The organism is Streptomyces canus (genome assembly GCF_030816965.1).
GTDB classification, from domain to species: Bacteria; Actinomycetota; Actinomycetes; order Streptomycetales; family Streptomycetaceae; genus Streptomyces; species Streptomyces canus_E.
Window position 1 is genome coordinate 6,970,297 of record NZ_JAUSYQ010000002.1, and the last position, 21,961, is coordinate 6,992,257.

Below are 21,961 nucleotides of genomic sequence, written 5' to 3' on the forward strand. Positions count from 1 at the left end.
CACACAGAACCGAGCCGGACCCGACCTGAACCCGGGCCCGGCTCCCGCCCCGGGCGGCCGAGTACTCCCCCGTGGCTCGGCCGCCCGGACCACCCTCCCGAAGAATCAGTCGCTCAGTCTCGCCACCAGCGCGGTGGCCAGAGAGGCGGGTACGCCCGCCGCGGTCAGAACGGTGACCGCGGTGGAGCGGCCCGCCTCTTCCGCGTCCAGCAGCCCGTCGTTCACCGCCTCCATCACCGCGAACATCATCTGCTCGTGGACGTACGCCAGCGCGGGCGCGGGCAGCGGTGAGACGAAGACGCCCGTGTCCAGACCGCGCTGGAGCAGCTCGGTGCAGGACTCGCGCACGGTGGCGAGGCGCTCGCGGATGCCCTGCACGGTGACGCTGCGCTGGGCGAGCGCGACCAGGATGCGATAGCGGTCGGCGACCTCCCAGACCGCGAGCACGGAGCCCGCCACGGCCTGCGCCAGGTCCTCGGCCCCCTCGCGTCCCGCCGCGTGCGCGGCCGCCACCGCCTCCACGGCCCCGTCGACGAGCGTGCCGACCAGCGCCTCACGGCTCGGGAAGTGGCCGTACACGGTCCGCCGTACGACACCCGCGGCGCGGGCGATCTGGTCCATGGACGCGGCGGGGTCGCGCAGCAGCTCGGTGAGTGCGACATCGAGGATGTGGCGGCGGTTGGCTTCGGCGCGAGGTGAATGGCCCGTGGTCATGGCCGTCATTCTGTCCCTCCCCGGCCGAACTTGCACATGGTTGTGCAGTAGGCGTGGGTTGCACAGTATTGAGCAAATGCACACCCCGTCCCGTGCGCCGCGCTGATGCTGCTGTTCGGCGCCATCGGCGACAAGTACAGCCGCCGCGGGGCGCTGCTGCTGAGGCTCGGAGTGTTCGGCGGCGGCGCGGTGAACGACACCTCGATCGAGCTCGGCGGCTCGCTCGGCATCGCGGTCCTCGGCTCGCTGCTGGCCACCTCGTACGGGGACCACCTCTCCGACGCCACCGCCGGCAGCAGGCTCCCCGCGTCGACGCCGGCCGCGGCGCAGGACTCGGCCGGCGCCGGACACACGGTCGCGCGGCGCAGGCGAGAAGGCCCAGCCGGTCGCCGCGCAGGCCGCCCAGGCCACCGGCCCCCGGCAGGCGGCCCGGCTGAAGGCACAGGCCGGGCAGCTCGCCTCCGGTACCCGGCAGATGGCGGACGCGGTCGGCTCGTCCTTCTCCGGCGCGGTGGCGCACACCGGCCTGGTCGGGGCGATCGTGCTGGGCGTCGGGACGGCGGTGGTCGCGGTGCTGCTGCCCGGTCGGAAGTCCGCCGAGCCCGCTTCCAGGGACGCGGAGGAGAAGGAGCTGGTCGGCACCCGCTGACTCACCGAACTCTTACCCGGCCCCACTAGCGTGCCGTGCCCGGACGCACGCTTTTCCATCGGAGGCACACGGGGGATGAAGATCGACTGGGACCGACGCACCTGTGCGCGCCGCGGCCATGTGACGTACGCGCCGGACGAACCCCGCCTCCGGGACCGGCTGTACGCCGAGACCGCCCTGGGCGGGGTGTGGCGCTGCCTGCGCTGCGGCGACTTCGCCCTCGGCGAGCCGCACGGCTCGGGGCCCGCGGACCACGCGCCCCTCGTGCCGCGCGGCAAGGTGCTCAGGGACCTGTTCATCCTTCGCTTCCTCGCGATCGAGCGGGCGGTGCGCGGGGTGTTCATCGTGCTGGCCGCAGTGGCGGTGTGGAAGTTCAGCAACAGCCAGGACGCGGTGCGCCGGCTCTTCGACGAGTATCTCGACGTCTTCCGGCCGGTGTTCAGGCACTTCCACTACGACCTCGACCACTCACCGGTCGTCGATACCCTCCAGAAGACGTTCGGGTACAAGCACAACACCCTTGTCCTCGTGGCCGTGCTGCTGCTGGCGTACGCCCTCATCGAGCTCGTCGAGGCGGTCGGCCTCTGGTACGCCAAGCGCTGGGCGGAGTACCTGACGGTGGTCGCGACCGCCGCCTTCCTGCCGCTGGAGATCTACGAACTCACCGAGCGCATCAGCTGGTTGAAGATCGCCACGCTGGTCCTCAACATCCTCGCCGTCCTCTACATCCTCCTGGCCAAGCGCCTGTTCGGCCTGCGCGGCGGCCACCGGGCCTTCGAGGAGGAACGGCAGAGCGCGTCGCTGCTGGAGGTGGAGGAGGCCGGCGGGCTGAGCGAGCTCAGCGCATCGGGGCAGGAGCCTCGACACCCCCTGGGCCGCCCCTAGGCGGGCCCACGGGTCGGCGACCTCCTTCGCCGGCCACGCCTTGGCCGCGCCGCACACCAGGGTCACGCCAACGCCTCGGAGTCGCGCATCGGTGCGGGCCGCGCCCCTGGGTGGGTCAAGGCAGAGCGAGCCGGGACGGGGGGAGCCGGGGGCGCAACCTTGGTGGTGGCCGCTTCGCAGGTGGACAGGGGCATCGCGGCCGGCCCGATCGCGCTCACCCCCGCAGCCCGTCCACGGTGCCGCACCGGATCTCAGGCCCCCTTCCCGAGCGTCTCGGCCACCGCCCGTGGCAGCCATTGCCGTGCGTCGCCGAAGGTGAACCCGAGTCGGGTGGCGCGGAAGTTGTCCATGCCGTAGGAGCGGGCGAAGGAGAACGGCGAGACCTCGCCGAGCTCGACGAGCTGGAGGACGGTCTTCCCCTCGGGGAAGTGCGCGGCCACCGCCCTGCACAACTCCTCCGTGCCCAGCAGTCCGTGAGAGGCCGCGTTCACGGGGCCGGTGAAGTCCTGGCCCACCGTCCAGGCGAGGAAGTCGGCGATCTCCTCGACGTGGATGTAGGTGGCGGGCTGGTTGTCCACCGGGACGGCGATGGGCTCGCCGGTGCGGATACGGTCCGCGTAATGGGCGAGCCGCCCGGTGAAGTCGTCGTCCCCGCCCAGGACATGGGCCACACGGACGGTCGTAAAAGGAAATACGGAGTCGGCGGCGAACACGGATTCCGCTTGGCGCTTGCCTTCTCCGTAATGGGAGTCGAGGAATTCGGGGTCGTCCCAGGGAAGTCCGAGATCGACGGGTACGGTCGCCGGGTCGACGGCGTCCTCCCGCACGAGGGCGATCGAGTCCTCGTACTCGTACACCTCCACGGTCGAGGTCATCACATAGCGGCGGGTGCGTCCGGCGAAGACCCGGCGGGCGACCGCCGCCTGGCGCGGGGTGTAGCAGACCTGGTCGACGACGACGTCGAACGTGCGGGAGCCCAGGGCGCTGCGCAACGAGCTTTCGTCGTCGCGGTCCGCGACCAGGTGAACCGCCCCGCGAGGGGGTGCTGACGAGCCCCGGTTGAGGACCGTGACCCGGTGGCCCGCGGCCAGCAGTCGGGCGATCAGCCGCTTGCCGAAGTATCGGCTGCCGCCGATGACCAGTACCTCTCGTGGGGTATCCATGACCATAATTCTCCCGGCGTATGTCCGCGCATTGAAGGGGGAATCATGGGAGTTCGAGCAGTAGTGCCGAAAGAACCGCGGCAGCCACGCGCCACCGCCGACGAAACCTCGGTGGCCTTCGACGCGCTGGACCGGCAGATCCTGGAGCTCCTCCAGACCGACGGCCGGATCAAGCTCAGCGAGCTGGGCCGCCGGGTGCGGCTGAGCCCGGCGGCGGTCACCGAGCGGGTGCGGCGGCTCGAGGCGGCGGGCGTCATCAGCGGCTACGGCGCCCACGTGGTCGTGGCCCGGCTCGGCTACGGCATCCAGGCGTTCATCCGGGTCAGCCCGCACGGCGGTTACAACCTGCGGCATCCGAGGACCCTGGAACTGATGGAGCGCCCTGAGATCACCGAGGTGCACCACGTGGTCGGCGAGGACTGCTGGATCCTCAAGGTCGCCGTCCGGGACATGGTCCACCTGGAGGACGTCCTGGAAGAGGTCTCCACCCTGGGCCGCACGACGACGTCGATCGTGCTGACCTCTCCGGTCCAGCGCAAACCGCTCTTGCCTTGACGTCGGCGTCAAGGACTACGTTCGTGGGCATGCGAATCGGCGAGCTGGCCGCACGGGCCGGGACCACGACGCGGACGCTGCGCTACTACGAGGCGCGGGGCCTGCTGCCCGCGCGGCGCGGCCACAACGGATACCGGACCTACGACGAGGACGACCTGAAGCTGCTCCGGCAGATCCGGACGCTCCAGGACTTCGGGTTCGACCTGGAGGAGACGCGGCCGTTCGTGGAGTGTCTGCGGGCCGGTCATCCCGAGGGCGATGCGTGCCCCGCCTCGCTCGCGGTCTACCGGCGCAAGCTCGGTGAACTGGATGCGCTGATCGGCGAGTTGCAGTCCGTGCGGGCTCAGGTCGGGCAGCAGCTGGAGCGGGCCGAGCGGGCGCGTGACGGGCTGGCCGCCGACGCGGAGGTTCCGGGTGGTCCGGAGCCGCGGTGTGAACTGGGAGGGGTCCACAGATGATCAGGGCAGCGGGTGTGGCAGAGGTGACGGACACGGACTTCGAGACGGAGGTGCTCGCATCGGAGCTGCCGGTGCTGGTGGAGTTCACCGCCGACTGGTGTCCGCCGTGCCGGCAGATGGGGCCGGTGCTCACGGCTCTCGCCGCGGAGGAGGGCGAGCGGCTCAAGGTGGTCCAACTGGACGTCGACACCAATCCGCTGACCACGAACGCCTACAAGGTGCTGTCGATGCCCACCTTCATGGTGTTCCGGGACGGGGAGCCGGTGCGGTCGATGGTGGGGGCGAGGCCCAAGCGGCGGCTGCTGGAGGAGCTGACGGACGTCCTGTGATCTGACGCAATAACGCAGAGAAATCCCCCGAGCGATTGCGCTCGGGGGATTTCTCTGCGTATATTCAATGGTTCGCGACTTCATGGCTGTGCGTATAAAAGCATGCGTCGCAAAGAAGCTCAGTGAGCACAGTATATCCGGGCGGGAGTGGAATTGTCAAACACCGGTTTTCCGGACGATGAATTGCGTCAGGAGCAGGAATTCATCGACGGACTGTACGCACATGTGGACGCCCTGCGGGGCGACACCGAGGCCGCCGTCACGGACGCGCTCGCCCAGGGCAACACCCCCCAACAGGCGCGGCTGGAGCGGGACATCCTGGTCGCCGAGCGCTCGGGGCTGCTGGCCGCGCTGAACGCGGTCGACGGCTCCCTCTGCTTCGGCCGGATCGACCTCACCTCGGGCACCACCCATCACATCGGCCGGATCGGACTGCGCACCGAGGACGCCGAACGCACCCCGATCCTCATCGACTGGCGGGCCGGCGTCGCCCGCCCCTTCTACCTGGCCACCGGCCACACCCCGATGGGCCTGCGCCGCCGCCGGCACATCGGTACCGAGGGCCGCCGGGTGACCGACCTGCACGACGAGATCCTCGACCTGGGCGACCAGGAACGGACCGGTCACGAGGACCCGACCGGCGACGCCGTGCTGCTCGCCGCGCTCAACTCCGCGCGCACCGGCCGCATGAGCGACATCGTGCAGACCATCCAGGCCGAGCAGGACGAGATCATCCGCGCCCCCCACCGCGGGGTGCTGGTGGTCGAGGGCGGTCCGGGCACCGGCAAGACGGCCGTCGCCCTGCACCGGGCCGCGTATCTCCTCTACGAACACCGGGAGTTGCTGGCCAAGCGTGCCGTGCTGATCGTCGGCCCCAACCCCGCCTTCCTCGGCTACATCGGCGAGGTGCTGCCCTCGCTGGGCGAGACCGGCGTGCTGCTCGCGACGGTCGGGGAGCTCTTCCCCGGTGTGAAGGCGACGGCGACCGACAGCCGCGCGGCGGCCGCGGTGAAGGGGCGCGCCGCCATGGCGGACGTCCTCGCCGACGTCGTACGCGACTGGCAGGCTCTGCCCGACCCGGTGATCGCGATCGAGCACGACCGGGAGATCCTCATGCTCGACGACGGCCTGGTGAAGGTGGCCCGTGAGCGCACCCGGGCCGCCCGGCTGCCGCACAACGTGGCCCGTGAGCACTTCGAGGGCCACATCCTCAACACGCTCACCGACATGGTCGCCGAACGTATCGGCACGGATCCGTTCGACGGGACGAATCTGCTGGACCCGAGCGACATCACGCAGATCCGCGACGAACTCGCCGAGAACCCCGAAGTCTGGGCCGCCATCGACCAGTTGTGGCCGCGTCTGACCCCGCAGCGGCTGGTCGCGGACTTCCTCGCCGATCCGGTCGGCTACCTCCCCGACGAGGACGCGGCCGCCATCCGCCGCCCGGTGACCCGCGGTTGGACGGTGGCGGACGTACCCCTGCTCGACGAGGCGGCCGAACTCCTCGGCGTGGACGAACGGCTGGCCCGGGCCCGGGCCGAGCGCGAGCGGGAGACACAGGTCGCGTACGCGCAGGGTGTGCTGGACGTGTCGTACGCCTCGCGGACCTACGAGTTCGACGACAAGGACGAGGAGGACTCCGAGGTCCTGTCCGCGCACGACATCATCGACGCCGAGCGGTTCGCCGAGCGGCAGGAGGAGGACGACCACCGCAGCGCCGCCGAGCGCGCGGCGGCCGACCGCACCTGGGCGTTCGGGCACATCATCGTCGACGAGGCGCAGGAGTTGTCGCCGATGGCCTGGCGGCTGCTCATGCGGCGCAGCCCGACCCGTTCGATGACCCTGGTCGGCGACCCGGCGCAGACCGCGGAGGCGGCGGGTGTGGGGTCGTGGCAGAAGATCCTGGAGCCGTACGTCGAGGACCGCTGGGAGCACGCCCGGCTGGGCGTCAACTACCGCACCCCGGCCGAGATCATGGAGCTCGCGGCGGCCGTGGTGCGCGCGCAGAACCCCGGTTTCGAACCCCCGAGCTCGGTGCGGTCGACCGGCGTACGGCCCTGGGTGCGGGCCACCGACGACCTGCCCGGCGCGGTCGCGGAGGCGGTGAAGGAACTGACCCCCGCCGAGGGGCGGCTCGCGGTCATCGCTCCGCGCCATCTGCACCGCAGGCTGGCGGCCCGGCTCGACGGGGTGACCGCGGGCGCGGAGCCGGACCTGACACGGACCGTCGTACTCCTCGACCCCCGGCAGTCGAAGGGGCTCGAATTCGACTCCGTGCTCGTGGTCGAGCCGGGGCTGTACGGCACGAGTGACCTCTATGTGGCGCTGACCCGGGCGACTCAGCGGCTGGGGGTGCTGCACACGGGCCGACTGCCGAAGGCGCTGGCCGACACAGCAGTCCCGGGGATCGTCAAGACGTAACTGCTCAGGCCATGGTCACTGCGTATGCACGGCCGGTGCGATAAGCGTGCGGTACGTAAGCCCACTCCCACGCGGCCCCGCCGGACTGCGCCCCCACACTCGGGGCGCAGTACACGCGGCCATCGCTGCTCATGGTCACGGACCAAGGTGTTCGGCTGCCCTGTGGAGTTGTGCGACGAGCTGGTCATGGAGTCGACAAAGGCCGAATCCTTCCGTAAAGAATCCCAAATTCCGGTAATGGTAGACGAGTTGGCGGGCCGCGGCAGCTGAGGCGACCCGACGTGCGCCGACCGCGCGTCCGCTCCGTATGTCCTGATCCGCGCCCCTGGCGAAAACAGGTAAGTGAGTATCAGACCACCCCGGACCGACCTGTCGGCCGAGCGCCCGGAGGTGCTCGCTTTACCTAATGGAATGGTCAGGAGGTTCGGTCGAACGCCCTTGACGTGTGCAAGTAAGAACCGGTTAAGGTCCCGTCCGTTTTTGAACTTCTCATGACCCCGACGTGGGGACGCTGTGAGGGCGGAGGGGGCGGGGGACATGCGTGTGACTCGGGAACGGCGGTACGGCAGATCGGTGATCGCCGTGATCGCGGCGGCGGTCGTGGCGAGCGGGGTGCCGTCGACGGGGACCGGCAGCCAGGCGCAGGCCGCGCATCGCTCGACCGCTGCCGTCGGTGCCGGCAGACATCCTGCCAGGACCGCGGCCACGTCGGCCGCCGCCGCGGAAGCGGCCACCACGGGCGGTGCCAAGGTCGAGATCACCTCGCTGCGCACGGAGTCGAGTGAGGTGTACGCCACCCCCGACGGGCAGTTCGAGGAGGTGCAGCACCTCAAGCCCGTCCGCACCCGGGTCGACGGACGGTGGAGGGGAATCGACGACACCCTCGCCCGGCGCTCCGACGGCCTCGTGGCCCCGAACGCGGTCGCGGTGGGCCTCTCCTTCTCCGGTGGCGGCGGAGGTCCGCTGGTCACGATCGAACGGGCCGGGCGAAAACTGTCGTTCACGTGGCCGACCACGCTGCCCGCGCCGACCCTTCACGGGGACACGGCCACCTACCCGGACGTCCTGCCGGACGTCGACCTCAAGCTGCGCGCCGTCACGGACGGCTTCTCCGAGGTGCTGGTCGTCAACACCCCCGAGGCGGCGAAGAACCCGGCCCTTGCGGAGCTGAAGCTGGGCGTCGACTCGCCGGGGCTGGACCTGCGCACCTCTGACTCCGGCGGCCTGGAGGCCGTCGACGAGAACGCCGGCGGAGTGGTGTTCCAGGCCGGGCAGCCGGTGATGTGGGACTCCACACGGGAGTCGGCCACGGCCGATGGCGCCGCAGGCGCCGCGTCGACCGGCGTTGCCTCGCCCGCGGTTGCCTCACCCACCGCGGCGTCGGCCGCCCCGAAGAGCCTCGCGACCGCGGACGGTGCCGCGGCCAGGACCGTCACCGCGGCTGCCGCTTCCGCCGGGAAGGACGCCACGGCCGAAGGTCCCGGCGACGCCGCCAAGGTCGCCCCCATCGGTGTGGACATCGCCCGCGGCCGACTCGAACTCACCCCCGACCAGAAGCTGTTGACCGCCAAGGACACCACGTTCCCGGTCTACATCGACCCGCAGACCTACACGCCCAAGGCGGGCGAATGGACGATGGTCTCGCGCTACTGGGCGTCCTCGCCCCAGTGGCGGTTCAACGGCGATTCGGACGCGGGCGTCGGCTACTGCGGCTGGGACTACTGCGCGCCGTACGACGTGAAGCGGCTGTTCTACAAGTTCCCCACGTCGAGGTTCGCCGGCAAGTCGATCCTCAGCGCGACCTTCGTGGCCCATGAGACCTGGTCCGGCTCCTGCGACGGGCGCTCCGTGCAGCTGTGGCGCACCAAGTCCTTCGACTCGGGGACGACGTGGAACAGCTCGTCCGACAACTGGCTCGATGAACTCGACTCCAAGGACGTCGCCAAGGGCGCGAGTTCCTCCTGCCCGGGCGGTGACGTGGAGTTCGACGCGACGGCGGGTGTGAAGTACGCGTCCTCGCACGATTCGGCGTACACCTCCTTCGGGCTGCGGGCGGCGAACGAGGACGACAAGTACGGCTGGAAGCGGTTCTCCGACGACGCCTATCTGCGCGTGAAGTACAACCAGCCGCCCAAGCAGCTCGCCATGAGTCAGCTGACGATGTCCCCCGGCAACACCTGCCGGACACCGTCGAACAAGGTCTCCATCCGCTCGTTGCCGCAGATCTCGGCGAACGACGTCAAGGACCCCGACAGCGACCAGGTCAGCGTGCAGTTCCAGCTGCTGTGGGACACGGGTAGCGGCCTCAAGGCCCAGTGGACGTCCGCCCGGATGACCCCGCGGGCCTCCGGCAAGGACTTCAGCACCACGCTCACCGAGACCCTCTCCAACGGCAAGAAGATCCCGAAGAACACGACGGTGGCCTGGGTCGCCCGGACCTGGGACTACGACGCGGGCACCTACTACAGCGCCTCGCCCTGGTCGTCCTCGGGATCGGCCACCAGCTGCTACTTCGTGTGGGACACCACCATCCCGGTCGGCCCGACCGTCACGTCGGGCGACTACCCGGCCAAGAACGACGCCGACCCCAACGACCCCGTGTACGACGGCGTCGGCCGCTACGGCACCTTCACCGTCGACACCCCGGACACGGACGTCGTGAAGTACCAGTACGGCGTCAACGAGGACGCGTCTTCCGACAACGAGGTCACCACCTCCGCGGGCGCCGCCCGCACGATCAGCTTCCGCCCGACCCGCTCCGGCACCAACTTCCTGACCGTCCAGGCCATCGACTCGGCGGGCCGGATCAGCGAACCCACCACCTACGTCTTCCGCGTCAAGCAGGGCCAGCCGGTGCGCGCCGAGTGGAAGCTGGACGAGGCGGCCACGGCCACCCAGGCCGAGGGCAGCGCCGGCACCCGCACGCTCGACGTGCAGGGCAACCCGACCCTGGGCGTCGAAGGCAAGAAGGGCACCGCGGTCGGCTTCGACGGGGTCGACGACTACCTCGTCTCCGACATCCCGACCGTGGACACCTCCGTCAGCTTCTCGGTGTCCGCGTGGGTCAAGCTGGACAAGCTGCCCGACACGGCCGCGGTGATCGCCGCGCAGCCGGGCAACAACGCGCCCGGGTTCGAGCTGTACTACTCCAAGACGTACGACCGGTGGGCGTTCAACCAGTACACGGCGGACACCGCCTCTGCCACTCCGGTGCGTGCGATGCAGGCGGCCGCGGGCGGGGTCAAGGCGGGTGAGTGGGTGCACCTGGTGGGCGTCTACGGGCTCGGTGCCCAGCAGTTGTCCCTCTATGTCAACGGCACTCTCGCCGGTACGGCGGCGTACTCCACCCCGTGGGACGCGCGCCGTGGTCTCCAGATCGGCGCCGGTTCGTACAGCGGGTCACCGGCCAGCTTCTTCCCGGGCACGATCGACGACGTCCGGATGTACGAAAAGCCCCTGTCGTCGACCGAGGTGAGCAACCTCTACAGCAGCGGGAACATCGGCAACGGTCGTCCGGCCCGTGCGGTCTTCCCGCTCGACGAACAGGCCACCGACACCGACGGCAACGCCACGACTCAGCTCACCGGCCGCGCCGATGTCAACCCGGCGGTGCTCAGCGGCGGGGCCAAGCTCGGGCAGGCGGGCCGCGCCGGCACCGCGCTGAGCCTGGACGGCGTCGACGACTACGCCGTCACCGCGGGCCCCCACCTCAACAACCAGCAGAGCTTCTCGGTCGCCGCCTGGGCCAAGCTCTCCAAGACCAAACCCACGCACGGGGCGGTCATCGCGGCCCAGGAGGGCAGCGTGATGCCGGGCTTCGAGCTGTACTACTCGGCGACCTACGGCTGGAGCTTCAACCAGTACTCCTCCGACACCACCAGCGGCACCCCGCTCAGGGCGGCGCAGGGTGATCCGGCGCTGGCCCCGGGCGGTGAGTGGACGTACGTCGTGGGCTCCTACGACGCCGTCTCCGACGACCTGCGCCTCTATGTACAGGGCAAGTGGGTGGCGACCACGAAGGTCACCGCGCCCTTCTACGCGGGCGGCCCCGTGATGATCGGCGCCAGCCGCTTCAGCGGCACCCCGAGCAGCTTCTTCCCGGGACAGATCTCGGACGTGCAGCTGTACGACCGGGCGCTGTCCGCCCCTGAGATCGCGGCGATGTTCGACAGCACGGCCACGGTGGAGGGCCGGTGGAAGCTGGACGCGGCCTCCGCGGGCAGCTCGGCCGACGACCTGGTCCGCGAGGACCACACCGCCCACCCGCTCACCCTGGGCAGCGGTGCGGCGATCGACGACACCAGCTTCACCAACATGGTCGGCACCGGCGACCTGACGCTGGACGGCTCCGCAGGCGGCTATGCGGCGACCGCGACTTCACCTGTCGACACCAGCAAGAGCTTCACGGTGTCCGCCTGGGTGACCGCGCCCAGCCGGCCGACCAAGGCGGTCACGGTGATGAGCATGGCCGGGGCCACCACCAACGGGTTCGCGGTGCGCTATGTCCCGGACGCCACCGACCCGGCGAACGCGGGGCGTTGGCAGCTGGTCCTGGCGAACGCGGACAGCGCGACCGCCACCACGGCCACGGCCGAGCACAGCAATTTCCAGAACAACACCTCCTGGAACCACATCCTGGTCGTCTACGACGCCTTCGCCGGCCGGATGAGCCTCTACGTCGACGGCCAGACCCAGGTCAGGTCGTGCGTCGACAACGACGACGACGGCGTGCCCGACGACCCCGCATGCACCGAAGAGGTGTCGTGGAACACCGCGGTGCTGCCCTTCGCCGCCGCCAAGGGGCTCCAGATCGGCCGGCTCAAGACCGGCGCGAGCACCTGGGGCGAGTACTGGAGCGGCGCCGTCGACGACGTGTGGGCGCTCCAAGGAGCCGCCACCGACAGCCAGATCGCCGCCCTCGCCGGTGGTGCCGACCTGGACACCATCACCGGGCCCTGACGAAGGAACGAGGACGAAGCGATCGTGATGCGAGCACGGATGATGGCGAGAGGCATACGGGCCCGGGTCGCCCTCCTCGTCCCCGCCGTTCTGGTGGGGGCGATCCTCCAGGCCACGGCAGCGCCGGAGGCCGAGGCGGGTGACACACCGCGCGTACCGAGCGCGGAGAAGCCGCTGACCGGACACGGGGTGACGCCCCGCGCCCGGACGAACGACGGCGAGCCGCGACTCCCGAAGGCCGCGCCCAAGCACACCTGGGCGGCGGCGGGATCGGCGACGGTCACGGTGGCGAAGGGGGCGACGCGGGCCGGGAGCCTGCCGATCTCCCTCGGAGCGCCCCGGAAGAAGGCTCGGACTCCGTTGTCCGGCAAAGCGGTTGTCCGGGTCCTCGACCAGAGGACCACCGAGCGCGTCGGCATCGACGGTCTGCTGTTCTTTGTCACCCCGCAGCAGGGGGCACAGGGCGACACCGTCGGCGTCAGTGTCGACTACGCCGAGTTCGCCCAGGCGTACGGCGGTTCGTACGCGGCCCGCCTGAAGCTCGTACGGCTGCCCGCGTGCGCGGCGACCGACCCGGGCGACAGCAGGTGCACGACCCGGACCCCGGTCGCCGCACACAACGACACCGCCGCACAGACGCTCACCGCCGACGCCCTGACGCTGCCGAAGCGGAGCGAGAAGGTCGCCAAGGGCAGCGCCGCCACGGCCGCCCCCATGCTGCTCGCCGCCACTTCAGGCGGCTCCAGTGACCACGGCGACTACACCGCCAGCCAGCTCTCCGCGTCCTCGTCCTGGAAGACCGACCTCAACTCCGGTGACTTCTCCTGGTCGTACGACATGCCGGTGCCGGGTGTCCCCGGCGCGTTCGCGCCGACGGTGACCCTCGCCTACTCCTCGGGCGGCATCGACGGCCGGACGGCCAACACCAACAACCAGTCCTCCTGGGCCGGCGACGGCTTCAGCCTGTGGCCCGGATCCATCGAGCGCAGCTACAAGTCCTGTGCCGACGACGGGGTGAAGAACGCCGACGGCACCAAGCCCGGCGACGTGTGCTGGGCGTACGACAACGCGACGCTGTCGTTCAACGGCCACTCCGGCGAGCTGATCGCGACCGGCACCAACACCTTCCGGATCAAGGGCGACGACGGCACCCGGGTCGAGCGGATCTACGGCTCCACCGGCGACGTGCGCTCCAATGGCGCCCACAACGACGAGTACTGGAAGGTCACCACCACCGACGGCACCCAGTACTACTTCGGCTACAACCGGCTCCCCGGGTGGGCCTCCGGCAGTCCCGAGACCAACTCCACCTGGAACGTCCCGGTGTTCGGCGACGACGACGGCGAGCCCTGCCACGCCTCCGCCTTCGCCGACTCCTGGTGCCAGCAGGGCTGGCGCTGGAACCTCGACTACGCCGTCGACCCACACGGCAACAGCATCGCCTATTACTACAACAAGGAGACCAACTACTACGCGCGTGACCTGAAGCCGGCCGACGAGACGGTCTACGACCGCGGCGGCTACCTCGACCACATCGACTACGGGCTGCGCAGCACCTCCGCCTACTCCGCGAAGGCGTTGGCGAAGGTCCAGTTCACCTCCGCCGAGCGCTGCCTGCCCGAGACCGGCGTGACCTGCGCGGCGGACACGATCGACGACAAGTCGTTCTACTGGTACGACACCCCCTGGGACCTGAACTGCAAGTCCGGCGAGGACTGCACCAAGTCGTACTCACCGAGCTTCTGGACCCGCAAGCGGCTGACCGGCGTCACCACGGAGGTCCTCCAGTCCGGCGGCAGCTACACCCCCGTCGACACCTGGACGCTCGACCACCGCTGGGGCATGGCCGACATCGACTACCAGCTGCTGCTCGCCTCGATCCAGCACACCGGGAAGTCGACGACCCCGGAAATCACCCTGCCCAAGGTCACCTTCGCCTACGACCAGCGCGCCAACCGGCTCGACATCGACGGCGACGACACCTCCCCGTTCATCAAGGAACGCCTGTCGACGATCGACGACGAGTCCGGCGGCGAACTCGCCGTGCAGTACTCGACGGCCGCTTGTGACGCCGCGAACCTGCCGACCCCGCAGACCAACGCCACACGCTGCTTCCCGGTGTACTTCACCAAGGAAGGCGACGTGGACCCGAGCCTTCAGTGGTTCGACAAGTACGTCGTCGACTCCGTCACCCAGGTCGACCGCACCAAGTCCTCGCCGGAGATGGTCACCCGCTACAGCTATCTGGACGGAGCGGCCTGGCACTACGACGACGATGACGGGCTGACCAAGGAGAAGTACAAGACCTGGTCGACCTGGCGCGGTTACGGGCACGTCCGGGTGCAGACCGGCGGCCAGGACCCGGTCGGCATGAAGTCGCAGACCGACCACTGGTTCCTGCGCGGCATGGACGGCGACCGGGCGGCGCCCTCCGGCGGCACCAAGTCGGCCTCCGTCTCCGACGACAACGGCGGCACGATCACCGACGACGACGCGGTGGCCGGCTTCGAGTACAAGACGGAGCAGTACAGCGGCCCCGGCGGCCACGTCCTGGAGAAGACGGTCAGCACGCCCTGGCACCACCAGACCGCGTCCCGCGTCCGCACGTGGGGTACGACCACGGCCAACCTGACCGGCACCGCCTCGACTCGCACCTGGACCTCCCTGGACGACGGGGCGGGCAGCGCCTGGCGGACGACGTACAAGACCAACACCTTCGAGAACACCGCCGGACGGGTCGTCCAGACCGACGACTTCGGCGACGAGACCACCTCGAAGGACAACCAGTGCACCCGCACGACCTACGTGGACAACACCACCGCCTGGATCCTGACCAAGCCCGCCCGCTCGGAGACGGTCGCGGTCAAGTGCGCCGACACCCCCGACCGTACGAAGGACGTCGTCTCCGACGTGCGGTCCGCCTACGACGGCCAGGGTTACGGGGCCGCCCCCACCAAGGGCGACGCCACCAGCACCGCCTCCCTGCTCAGCCATGACGGCACCACCGGCACCTATCTGGAGGCGGGCGCGGGCTTCGACACCTACGGGCGTCAGCTCACCGCCACGGACATCACCGCGACGGTCAAGGGGACCGAGACCACCGCGCCGGTGCGCACGGTCCGCACGGACGGCCGTACCACCACCACGGCCTACAGCCCGACGACCGGCTTCCCGACCACCTCCACGGTCACCACCCCGCCCGCCACCGCGGGCACCGCCTCCACCGCCCAGACCAGCACGACCACCTACGACACCGTGCGCGGCCTGCCCACCACGGTCCTCGACACCAACAACAAGCGCACCGACACCACTTACGACGCGCTCGGCCGCAACCTCAAGGTGTGGCTGCCCAACCGGGTGAAGGCGAACAACGACACCCCCAACTACGAGTTCTCCTACACGATCACCGACGGGCAGCCCGTCGCGGTCGGCACCACCACCCTCTACGGCACCGGCCGCAAGACGTCGTACACGCTCTACGACGGCTTCCTGCGCGAGCGCCAGACCCAGGCACCGGGACCGGACGGCGGCCGGCTGCTCAGCGACACCTTCTACGACGAACGCGGCCTGACGGCCAAGCAGTTCGCGCCGTACTACAACACGGCCGCCCCCTCGGCGGACCTCCTGGTGCCCAACGACGCCCTGGGGGTGGAGACCCAGACCTGGAACACCTACGACGGCCTGGGCCGGGTCACCAAGTCCCAGCAGGTCGCGGGCAACGGCGACAGCGGCGCGGTGCTGTCCACCACGACCACCGCCTACGGCGGTGACCGCACCACCGTCACCCCGCCGCAGGGTGCCACCCCCACCACCAAGGTCACGGACGCCCGTGGCAACACCACCGAGCTGTGGCAGTACCACGGTGCCACCCCGACCGGCACCCCAGACAAGACGCACTACGAGTACGGCCCGACGGGCAAGCTGACCAAGCTCACCGACCCAGCCGGCAACTCCTGGACCTACCAGTACGACCAGCGCGGCAACCAGATCCAGGCCACGGACCCGGACAAGGGCACCACCACCTCGAAGTACGACGACCGGGACCGGTTGACCTACACCCTGGACGCCAACCAGAAGAAGATCACCCACCTCTACGACGATCTCGGCCGCGAGCTGGAGACCCACGACGGCGACGCCACCGGCCCGCTGCTGACCAAGCACGTCTGGGACCCCAGCGGCTTCGAGGGCCAACTCGCCTCCGCCACCCGGTACGTGGGCGGCGCGAGCGGCTCCGCCTACACCACCACCTACAGCCTCTACGACACCCTCTACCGGCCGCACCGCACCACGGTCACTGTCCCCAGCTCCGAGGGGGTGCTCGCCGGGGCCTACCAGACCAACGTCCAGTACAACGTGGACGGCACCGTCCAGTCGACCAGCTACCCGGCCGCGGGCGGCCTGGCCGCGGAGACCATCACCCCGAGCTACGACGACGTGCTGCGGGTCAAGACCATCGGCGCGAGCAGCGGGGCCACCTACCTCACCGGCGCCGTCTACAGCTACACCGGCAAACCGCTCGAATACACCTACCAGGCGTCCGGCGCCATCAAGACCGACGTCAAGAACACCTACGAGTGGGGCACCCAGCGGCTGCACAACTCCGCCGTCAACCGCGACGGAGTCGCCGGCACCGACAAGTCCGCCACCTACACCTACGACGAGGCCGGCAACATCACCTCGGTCGCGGACGTCTCCCGCGACGGCACCGACAACCAGTGCTACACCTACGACTACCTGGGCCGGCTGACCGAGGCCTGGGCACAGAACACCACCGGCTGCGCCACCGCTCCCAGCGCCGCGGTGCTGGGCGGACCCGCCCCCTACTGGCAGTCCTTCACCTACGACCTCAGCGGCAACCGCCGTACCGAGACCGAGCACGACACCACCGGGAACACCGCCAAGGACGTCCAGCGCGCCTACACCTACCCGACCGCGGGCAGCGTGCGCCCGCACGCCGTCACCGCGATCGACACCACCGGCCCCGACGGCGTCTCCCAGGACACCTACGGCTACGACGCCGACGGCAACACCCACACCCGCACCATGGGCGGCGACCAGCAGACCCTGGAGTGGGACGCCGAGGGCCACCTGACGAAGGTGACCAAGCCCGACGGCAGCGGGGGCACTGCCACCACCTCCTACGTCTACGACGCCGACGGCAACCGGCTGATCACCCGCACCGACGCCGACACCACGCTGTTCCTCGGCACCACCGAACTCACCCTGGCCAAGGACGCCACCGCGGCCAAGGCCACCCGCTACTACGACCTCGGCGGCGGCAACCAGGCCGTCCGCACCAGCGACAACAAGCTCTCCTTCCTCGTCACCGACCAGAACGGCACCTCCCAGCTGGCGATCGACGCGGCTGCCGGCACCCTCCAGCAGCGCCGCTCCACCCCCTTCGGCACCGCCCGCGGCACCGCACCGAGCAGCTGGCCCGGCGACAAGGGGTACGTCGGCGGTACCGAGGACGCGAGCACCGGCCTGGTCCATCTCGGCGCCCGCGACTACGACCCGGCCACCGGCCGCTTCCTCTCCGTCGACCCGGTCCTCGACGCCACCGACCCCCAGCAGCTCAACGCCTACGCCTACTCCAACAGCAGCCCCGTCACCCACAGCGACCCGACCGGTCTGCACCTGGACTGCGGCGGCTGGGGCTCGGACGTCCCCTGCCCGAAGAACGACAAGAACGGCGACGGCGTCCCCGACCACGGCTCCACCAAGAAGTCGAGCACCACCAAGAGCCCGGGCCTGACCAAGGACCAGAAGAAGAAGGTCAAGCAGGTCTACGACTACTTCTTCAACCCGAACCAGTGCTTCGGCAACCCGATCGACCCCAACCCGAAGTTCGACGTCTGCTACACACAGGCGGAACTCGACGCCGACAAGCCGCTGACCAGGGACCTCCTGTCGGCACTCGGCGACGTGACCGTGGTCGTGCCCTGGTACCGCTGCGTCAAGGGCAACCAGGACGAGTGCGACGTACTGGGGGAGGCGCTCTCCACTTGGGACATCGGTGCTGTCGAGGCGGGCGGCGCGCGGTTCGTGCGCGCCATGGACCGGGCGGCGGGCGCCCTGTGCAGCTTCACCCCGGACACCCGGGTCCTGCTGAAGAACGGCCTCAAGAAGGCGATCGGCAAGATCGAACCGGGTGACCGGGTCGAGGCCGCGGACCCGGCCGACGGCAAGCACCGCGGCACCCGCAAGGTCACCGCACGCCTGGTCCACCACGACACCGACCTCGTCGACCTGCGGATCCGCCTGGGTGACGGGCGCGTCCGGGTCCTTCACACCACGTACCGCCATCCCTTCTGGGACGACACGGCACACGCCTGGGTCGCGGCCGGGCAGCTCACCGAGGGCCACGCGCTCAACACGGCCGAGGACCGGCACGCGACCGTCGTCGGCGTCACCGGCCGTGCCGGCGGGGCCGACATGTACAACCTCACCGTCGAGGACCTGCACACGTTCTACGTGATCGTCGGATCCACGGCGATCCTGGTGCACAACAGCGGCGGCACGTGCCCCATCGGCGCGGCGGTCGCCATCAACAGCGGCGGGCTGGCCAGCAAGGCCTTCAACTACCGGATGGACACCCTCGGGCTGAAGATGCGCAACGTGGCCGTCGCCGTCGTCGAGGGACGCGACGAGCCGGTCTACGGTCTGAGCAACGGCAAGGACTTCCATTCGGAGGACGACATCATCCGCCAGCTGGAGCCGGGTGAGAAGATCTCGGAGCTGTACTCCGAACGGCAGCCGTGCCCGCGGTGCGCCGGCCGGCTGGGCAAGCACATGGCGGACAACGCGCAGGTCACGTGGTCTGTACCCTGGGCGGATCCGGACACGGAACTGGGGCAGCTCATCAACGAGCAGTCGAATACGGACCTCGAGAACAAGCTCAAGAAAGCGATGGGATATTGATCCGGCACGACATCTTCGCGGACAAGGTGAAGACCACCCTGGTCAGAGCGGGCCTACCCGTCGCCGCGACCTTCGACTCCACCCTTTCCTGCGGGGTCTACGTGGAGATCGCCGACGACGAGCAGCTGCCGCCTCAGGCCTTCCTCCAGTGGCGGGTCCACCCGTTGCTCCAGGAACACTTCAGGACCGTGCCCCACGACGCGCTCCTGAGCGACCCCCAGGTGCGGGAGCTGCGGGTCGCGCGGGAGGCGATGAACACCGCGGTCATCGCCGTCCTGGAGAACGCCGGGTTCTCCGCCCGCCCGGCGCGGGGCGAGCGGGCAGGAGCGCTCCTCGTCGACGAGTCCGCCGGCTGAGACCGGGCCTCAGGCCGGCCGCAGCCACACCGTCGCCAGGGGTGGCAGGGTGAGCTGGATGCTCGCCGGGCGGCCGTGCCAGGGGGTGGGGTCCGGTTTCACGACGTCCGGATTGGTGATGTCACCGCCCCCGTACCGGGCTCCGTCGGTGTTCAGGGTCTCCAGCCAGGCCGGGACGTCGTCCGGGGCGCCCAGCCGGTAGGCGGGGCGGACCACCGGGGAGAGGTTGGAGACCGCGAGGAGCGGGGACCCCTCCGCGTCGTAGCGGAGGAAGGCGAAGACGTTGTCCTCGGACGCGTCGCCCACGATCCACTGGAAGCCCGAGGGGTCCGTGTCGCGCTGCCACAGGGCCGGGGTGTGGCGGTAGACGGCGTTCAGGTCGCGGACCAGGTCGCGGACGCCCCGGTGGTCGGCCTCCGCGCCGTACGCCGGGTCCAGGAGCCACCAGTCGGGACCGTGCTCCTCCGACCACTCCGCGCCCTGGGCGAACTCCTGTCCCATGAAGAGGAGTTGCTTGCCGGGGTGGGCCCACATGAAGGCCAGGTAGGCGCGGAGATTGGCCCGCTGCTGCCACCAGTCGCCGGGCATCTTCGACACCAGTGAGCCCTTGCCGTGCACGACCTCGTCGTGGGAGATGGGCAGGACGTAGTTCTCGCTGTACGCGTACACCATCGAGAACGTCATCTCGCCGTGGTGGTACTTGCGGTGCACCGGCTCGTGGCTCATGTAGTCGAGCGAGTCGTGCATCCAGCCCATGTTCCACTTCAGGCCGAAACCGAGGCCGCCGAAGCCGCCCGGGCCCATGTGGTGCGTCGCGCGGGTGACCCCGTCCCAGGCCGTGGACTCCTCCGCGATCGTCACCACGCCCGGAACCCGCCGGTAGACCGTCGCGTTCATCTCCTGGAGGAAGTCCACCGCGTCCAGGTTCTCCCGGCCGCCGTGCACGTTCGGGACCCACTGGCCCGGCTCGCGCGAGTAGTCGAGGTAGAGCATCGAGGCGACCGCGTCGACCCGCAGGCCGTCGATGTGGAACTCCTCGCACCAGTAAACGGCGTTCGCCACCAGGAAGTTGCGGACCTCACGGCGGCCGTAGTCGAACTCCAGCGTCCCCCAGTCGGGGTGGGCCGCGCGCAGCGGGTCCTCGTGTTCGTACAGGGTGCGGCCGTCGAACTCGGCGAGCGCCCAGTCGTCGCGCGGGAAGTGCGCCGGCACCCAGTCCATCAGTACGCCGATGCCGGCCTGGTGGAGCGCGTCGACGAGGTACTTGAAGTCGTCGGGGGTGCCCAGGCGGGCCGTGGGCGCGTAGAAGCCGGTGACCTGGTAGCCCCAGGAGCCGCCGAAGGGGTGCTCGGCGACCGGCATCAGCTCGACGTGGGTGAAGCCGAGGTCCTTGACGTACGCGGGGAGCTGCTCGGCGAGCTGACGGTATGTCAGTCCAGGGCGCCACGACGGCAGATGGATCTCGTACACCGAGAAGGGAGCCTCGTGTGCGGGGGCGCCCTCCGCACGGCGGGCCAGCCATTCCCCGTCCCCCCACTCGTGGTGCGAGGCGTGGACGATCGAGGACGTGTGGGGCGGGACCTCCGTGCGGCGGGCCAGCGGGTCCGCGCGCAGAGTCTTCGAACCGTCGGGGCGGGTGATCTCGAACTTGTACAGCTCGCCCTCGCCGACACCGGGCACGAACAGCTCCCAGATGCCGGTGGAGCCGAGCGAGCGCATCGCGAACGCCGACCCGTCCCAGAAGTTGAAGGTGCCCGCCACCCGCACACCGCGCGCGTTCGGCGCCCACACCGTGAAGCGTGTTCCCGTTGCGCCCTGGTGGGTCATGGGCCGGGCGCCCAGCGCCGTCCACAGCTGCTCGTGCCGGCCTTCGCCGAGCAGATGCAGGTCCAGGTCGCCCAGCGCGGGCAGGAAGCCGTACGCGTCCTCCGTGTCCTGGACCGTATCCTCGTACGCCACGAGCAGCCGGTAGGGCGGGACCTCCCGCAGCGCCAGCAGGCCGGAGAAGAAGCCGTCGCCGTCGTCGTGCAGTTCGGCCCGCACGTCCCCGGCCACGACCGTGACGGCCCGGGCGTACGGGCGGAAGACCCGGAAGGCCACCCCGCCGGGGACCGGATGCGCGCCGAGCACCCCGTGCGGGTCGTGGTGGGTGCCCGACAGCAGCCGGTCGCGGTCGGCGGCGGGTACCTCCGGTGAGACCGGGGTCGCCACGAGTACCTCCGGTGGTGACGCCGGGACCGGGGCGGCGACCTTCTTCGCCTTTACGGTCCCCTTCTTCGCGGTCTTGGCGGCGGTCTTCGCGGCGGTCTTCTTGGTGACAGCCTTGCTGACGGCGTTCTTCTCGGCGGCCTTCTTCGCCACGGCCTTCTTCACGGGCGCCTTCTCGGCCACCGGATCCGGCTTCCTCGCGGCGGCCTTCTTGGTCACCGCCTTCTCCGCGGCCTTCTTCACGCTCTTCGCCGCTTTCGCGGCCGACTTCTTCGGGTCCGAACCGCTGGGGGTGGGGCGGGGGGTCACTGGCGGAGCCTCCTCGGCGAAGGTCAGGTCG

The 21,961-nt window shown here is 70.0% G+C and carries 11 protein-coding genes and 1 pseudogene; 9 read left to right on the forward strand and 3 right to left on the reverse strand.

Annotated elements, in window-relative coordinates:
- Positions 1–105: 105 nt before the first annotated feature.
- Positions 106–723, reverse strand: a complete 618-nt coding sequence (locus QF027_RS33225) for a TetR/AcrR family transcriptional regulator (RefSeq protein ID WP_373430948.1) — start codon at positions 721–723, stop codon at positions 106–108.
- Positions 724–879: 156 nt separating this feature from the next.
- Between QF027_RS33225 and QF027_RS33230 the strand changes: the two are divergent.
- Positions 880–1,363 (forward strand): annotated as a pseudogene (locus QF027_RS33230) (MFS transporter); the annotation flags it as partial.
- 75 nt (positions 1,364–1,438) lie between these two features.
- Positions 1,439–2,248: a DUF2127 domain-containing protein gene (locus tag QF027_RS33235; RefSeq protein ID WP_306976182.1), complete on the forward strand. Its 810-nt coding sequence runs from the start codon at positions 1,439–1,441 to the stop codon at positions 2,246–2,248.
- 251 nt (positions 2,249–2,499) lie between these two features.
- On the opposite strand, the gene QF027_RS33240 is transcribed toward QF027_RS33235, so the two are convergent.
- Positions 2,500–3,411 (reverse strand): NAD-dependent epimerase/dehydratase family protein, encoded by a 912-nt coding sequence (locus QF027_RS33240; protein WP_307078801.1) that lies wholly within the window; start codon positions 3,409–3,411, stop codon positions 2,500–2,502.
- Between the two features lie 45 nt (positions 3,412–3,456).
- Between QF027_RS33240 and QF027_RS33245 the strand changes: the two genes are divergently transcribed.
- From QF027_RS33245 to QF027_RS33275, 7 genes are all read left to right on the forward strand, one after another.
- Positions 3,457–3,966 carry an Lrp/AsnC family transcriptional regulator gene (locus QF027_RS33245; protein WP_307078803.1) on the forward strand — a complete coding sequence of 170 codons (510 nt, stop codon included), beginning with the start codon at positions 3,457–3,459 and terminating at the stop codon, positions 3,964–3,966.
- A gap of 29 nt (positions 3,967–3,995) precedes the next feature.
- Positions 3,996–4,424, forward strand: a complete 429-nt coding sequence (locus QF027_RS33250) for a MerR family transcriptional regulator (RefSeq protein WP_307082582.1) — start codon at positions 3,996–3,998, stop codon at positions 4,422–4,424.
- Complete coding sequence (locus QF027_RS33255; protein WP_306976177.1) at positions 4,421–4,753, forward strand: thioredoxin family protein; 333 nt, start codon at positions 4,421–4,423, stop codon at positions 4,751–4,753. The genes QF027_RS33250 and QF027_RS33255 overlap by 4 nt, the downstream gene beginning before the upstream one ends.
- 183 nt (positions 4,754–4,936) lie before the next feature.
- The gene (locus tag QF027_RS33260; protein ID WP_307078805.1) at positions 4,937–7,177 is read left to right on the forward strand and encodes a HelD family protein; all 2,241 of its coding nucleotides are present in this window, start codon (positions 4,937–4,939) and stop codon (positions 7,175–7,177) included.
- A 537-nt stretch (positions 7,178–7,714) separates the two neighbouring features.
- Positions 7,715–12,136, forward strand: coding sequence for a LamG-like jellyroll fold domain-containing protein (locus QF027_RS33265; protein ID WP_307078807.1), 4,422 nt, complete (start codon positions 7,715–7,717; stop codon positions 12,134–12,136).
- 27 nt (positions 12,137–12,163) lie between these two features.
- Positions 12,164–19,057, forward strand: a complete 6,894-nt coding sequence (locus QF027_RS33270; RefSeq protein WP_307082584.1) for a polymorphic toxin-type HINT domain-containing protein — start codon at positions 12,164–12,166, stop codon at positions 19,055–19,057.
- Positions 19,054–19,413, forward strand: coding sequence for a hypothetical protein (locus tag QF027_RS33275; RefSeq protein ID WP_306976171.1), 360 nt, complete (start codon positions 19,054–19,056; stop codon positions 19,411–19,413). The genes QF027_RS33270 and QF027_RS33275 overlap by 4 nt, the downstream gene beginning before the upstream one ends.
- A 9-nt stretch (positions 19,414–19,422) precedes the next feature.
- Here the strand turns inward: QF027_RS33275 and glgB are convergent, their stop codons facing one another.
- Complete coding sequence (gene glgB, locus QF027_RS33280) at positions 19,423–21,930, reverse strand: 1,4-alpha-glucan branching enzyme (protein WP_307078809.1); 2,508 nt, start codon at positions 21,928–21,930, stop codon at positions 19,423–19,425.
- Between the last annotated feature and the right edge of the window lie 31 nt (positions 21,931–21,961).

Excerpts from the sequence above, each read along its gene's own strand:
- QF027_RS33225 (WP_373430948.1), bottom strand. The coding sequence starts at position 723 with ATGACGGCCATGACCACGGGCCATTCACCTCGCGCCGAAGCCAACCGC.
- QF027_RS33235 (WP_306976182.1), top strand. The coding sequence starts at position 1,439 with ATGAAGATCGACTGGGACCGACGCACCTGTGCGCGCCGCGGCCATGTG.
- QF027_RS33240 (WP_307078801.1), bottom strand. The coding sequence starts at position 3,411 with ATGGATACCCCACGAGAGGTACTGGTCATCGGCGGCAGCCGATACTTC.
- QF027_RS33245 (WP_307078803.1), top strand. The coding sequence starts at position 3,457 with ATGGGAGTTCGAGCAGTAGTGCCGAAAGAACCGCGGCAGCCACGCGCC.
- QF027_RS33250 (WP_307082582.1), top strand. The coding sequence starts at position 3,996 with ATGCGAATCGGCGAGCTGGCCGCACGGGCCGGGACCACGACGCGGACG.
- QF027_RS33255 (WP_306976177.1), top strand. The coding sequence starts at position 4,421 with ATGATCAGGGCAGCGGGTGTGGCAGAGGTGACGGACACGGACTTCGAG.
- QF027_RS33265 (WP_307078807.1), top strand. The coding sequence starts at position 7,715 with ATGCGTGTGACTCGGGAACGGCGGTACGGCAGATCGGTGATCGCCGTG.
- QF027_RS33270 (WP_307082584.1), top strand. The coding sequence starts at position 12,164 with ATGCGAGCACGGATGATGGCGAGAGGCATACGGGCCCGGGTCGCCCTC.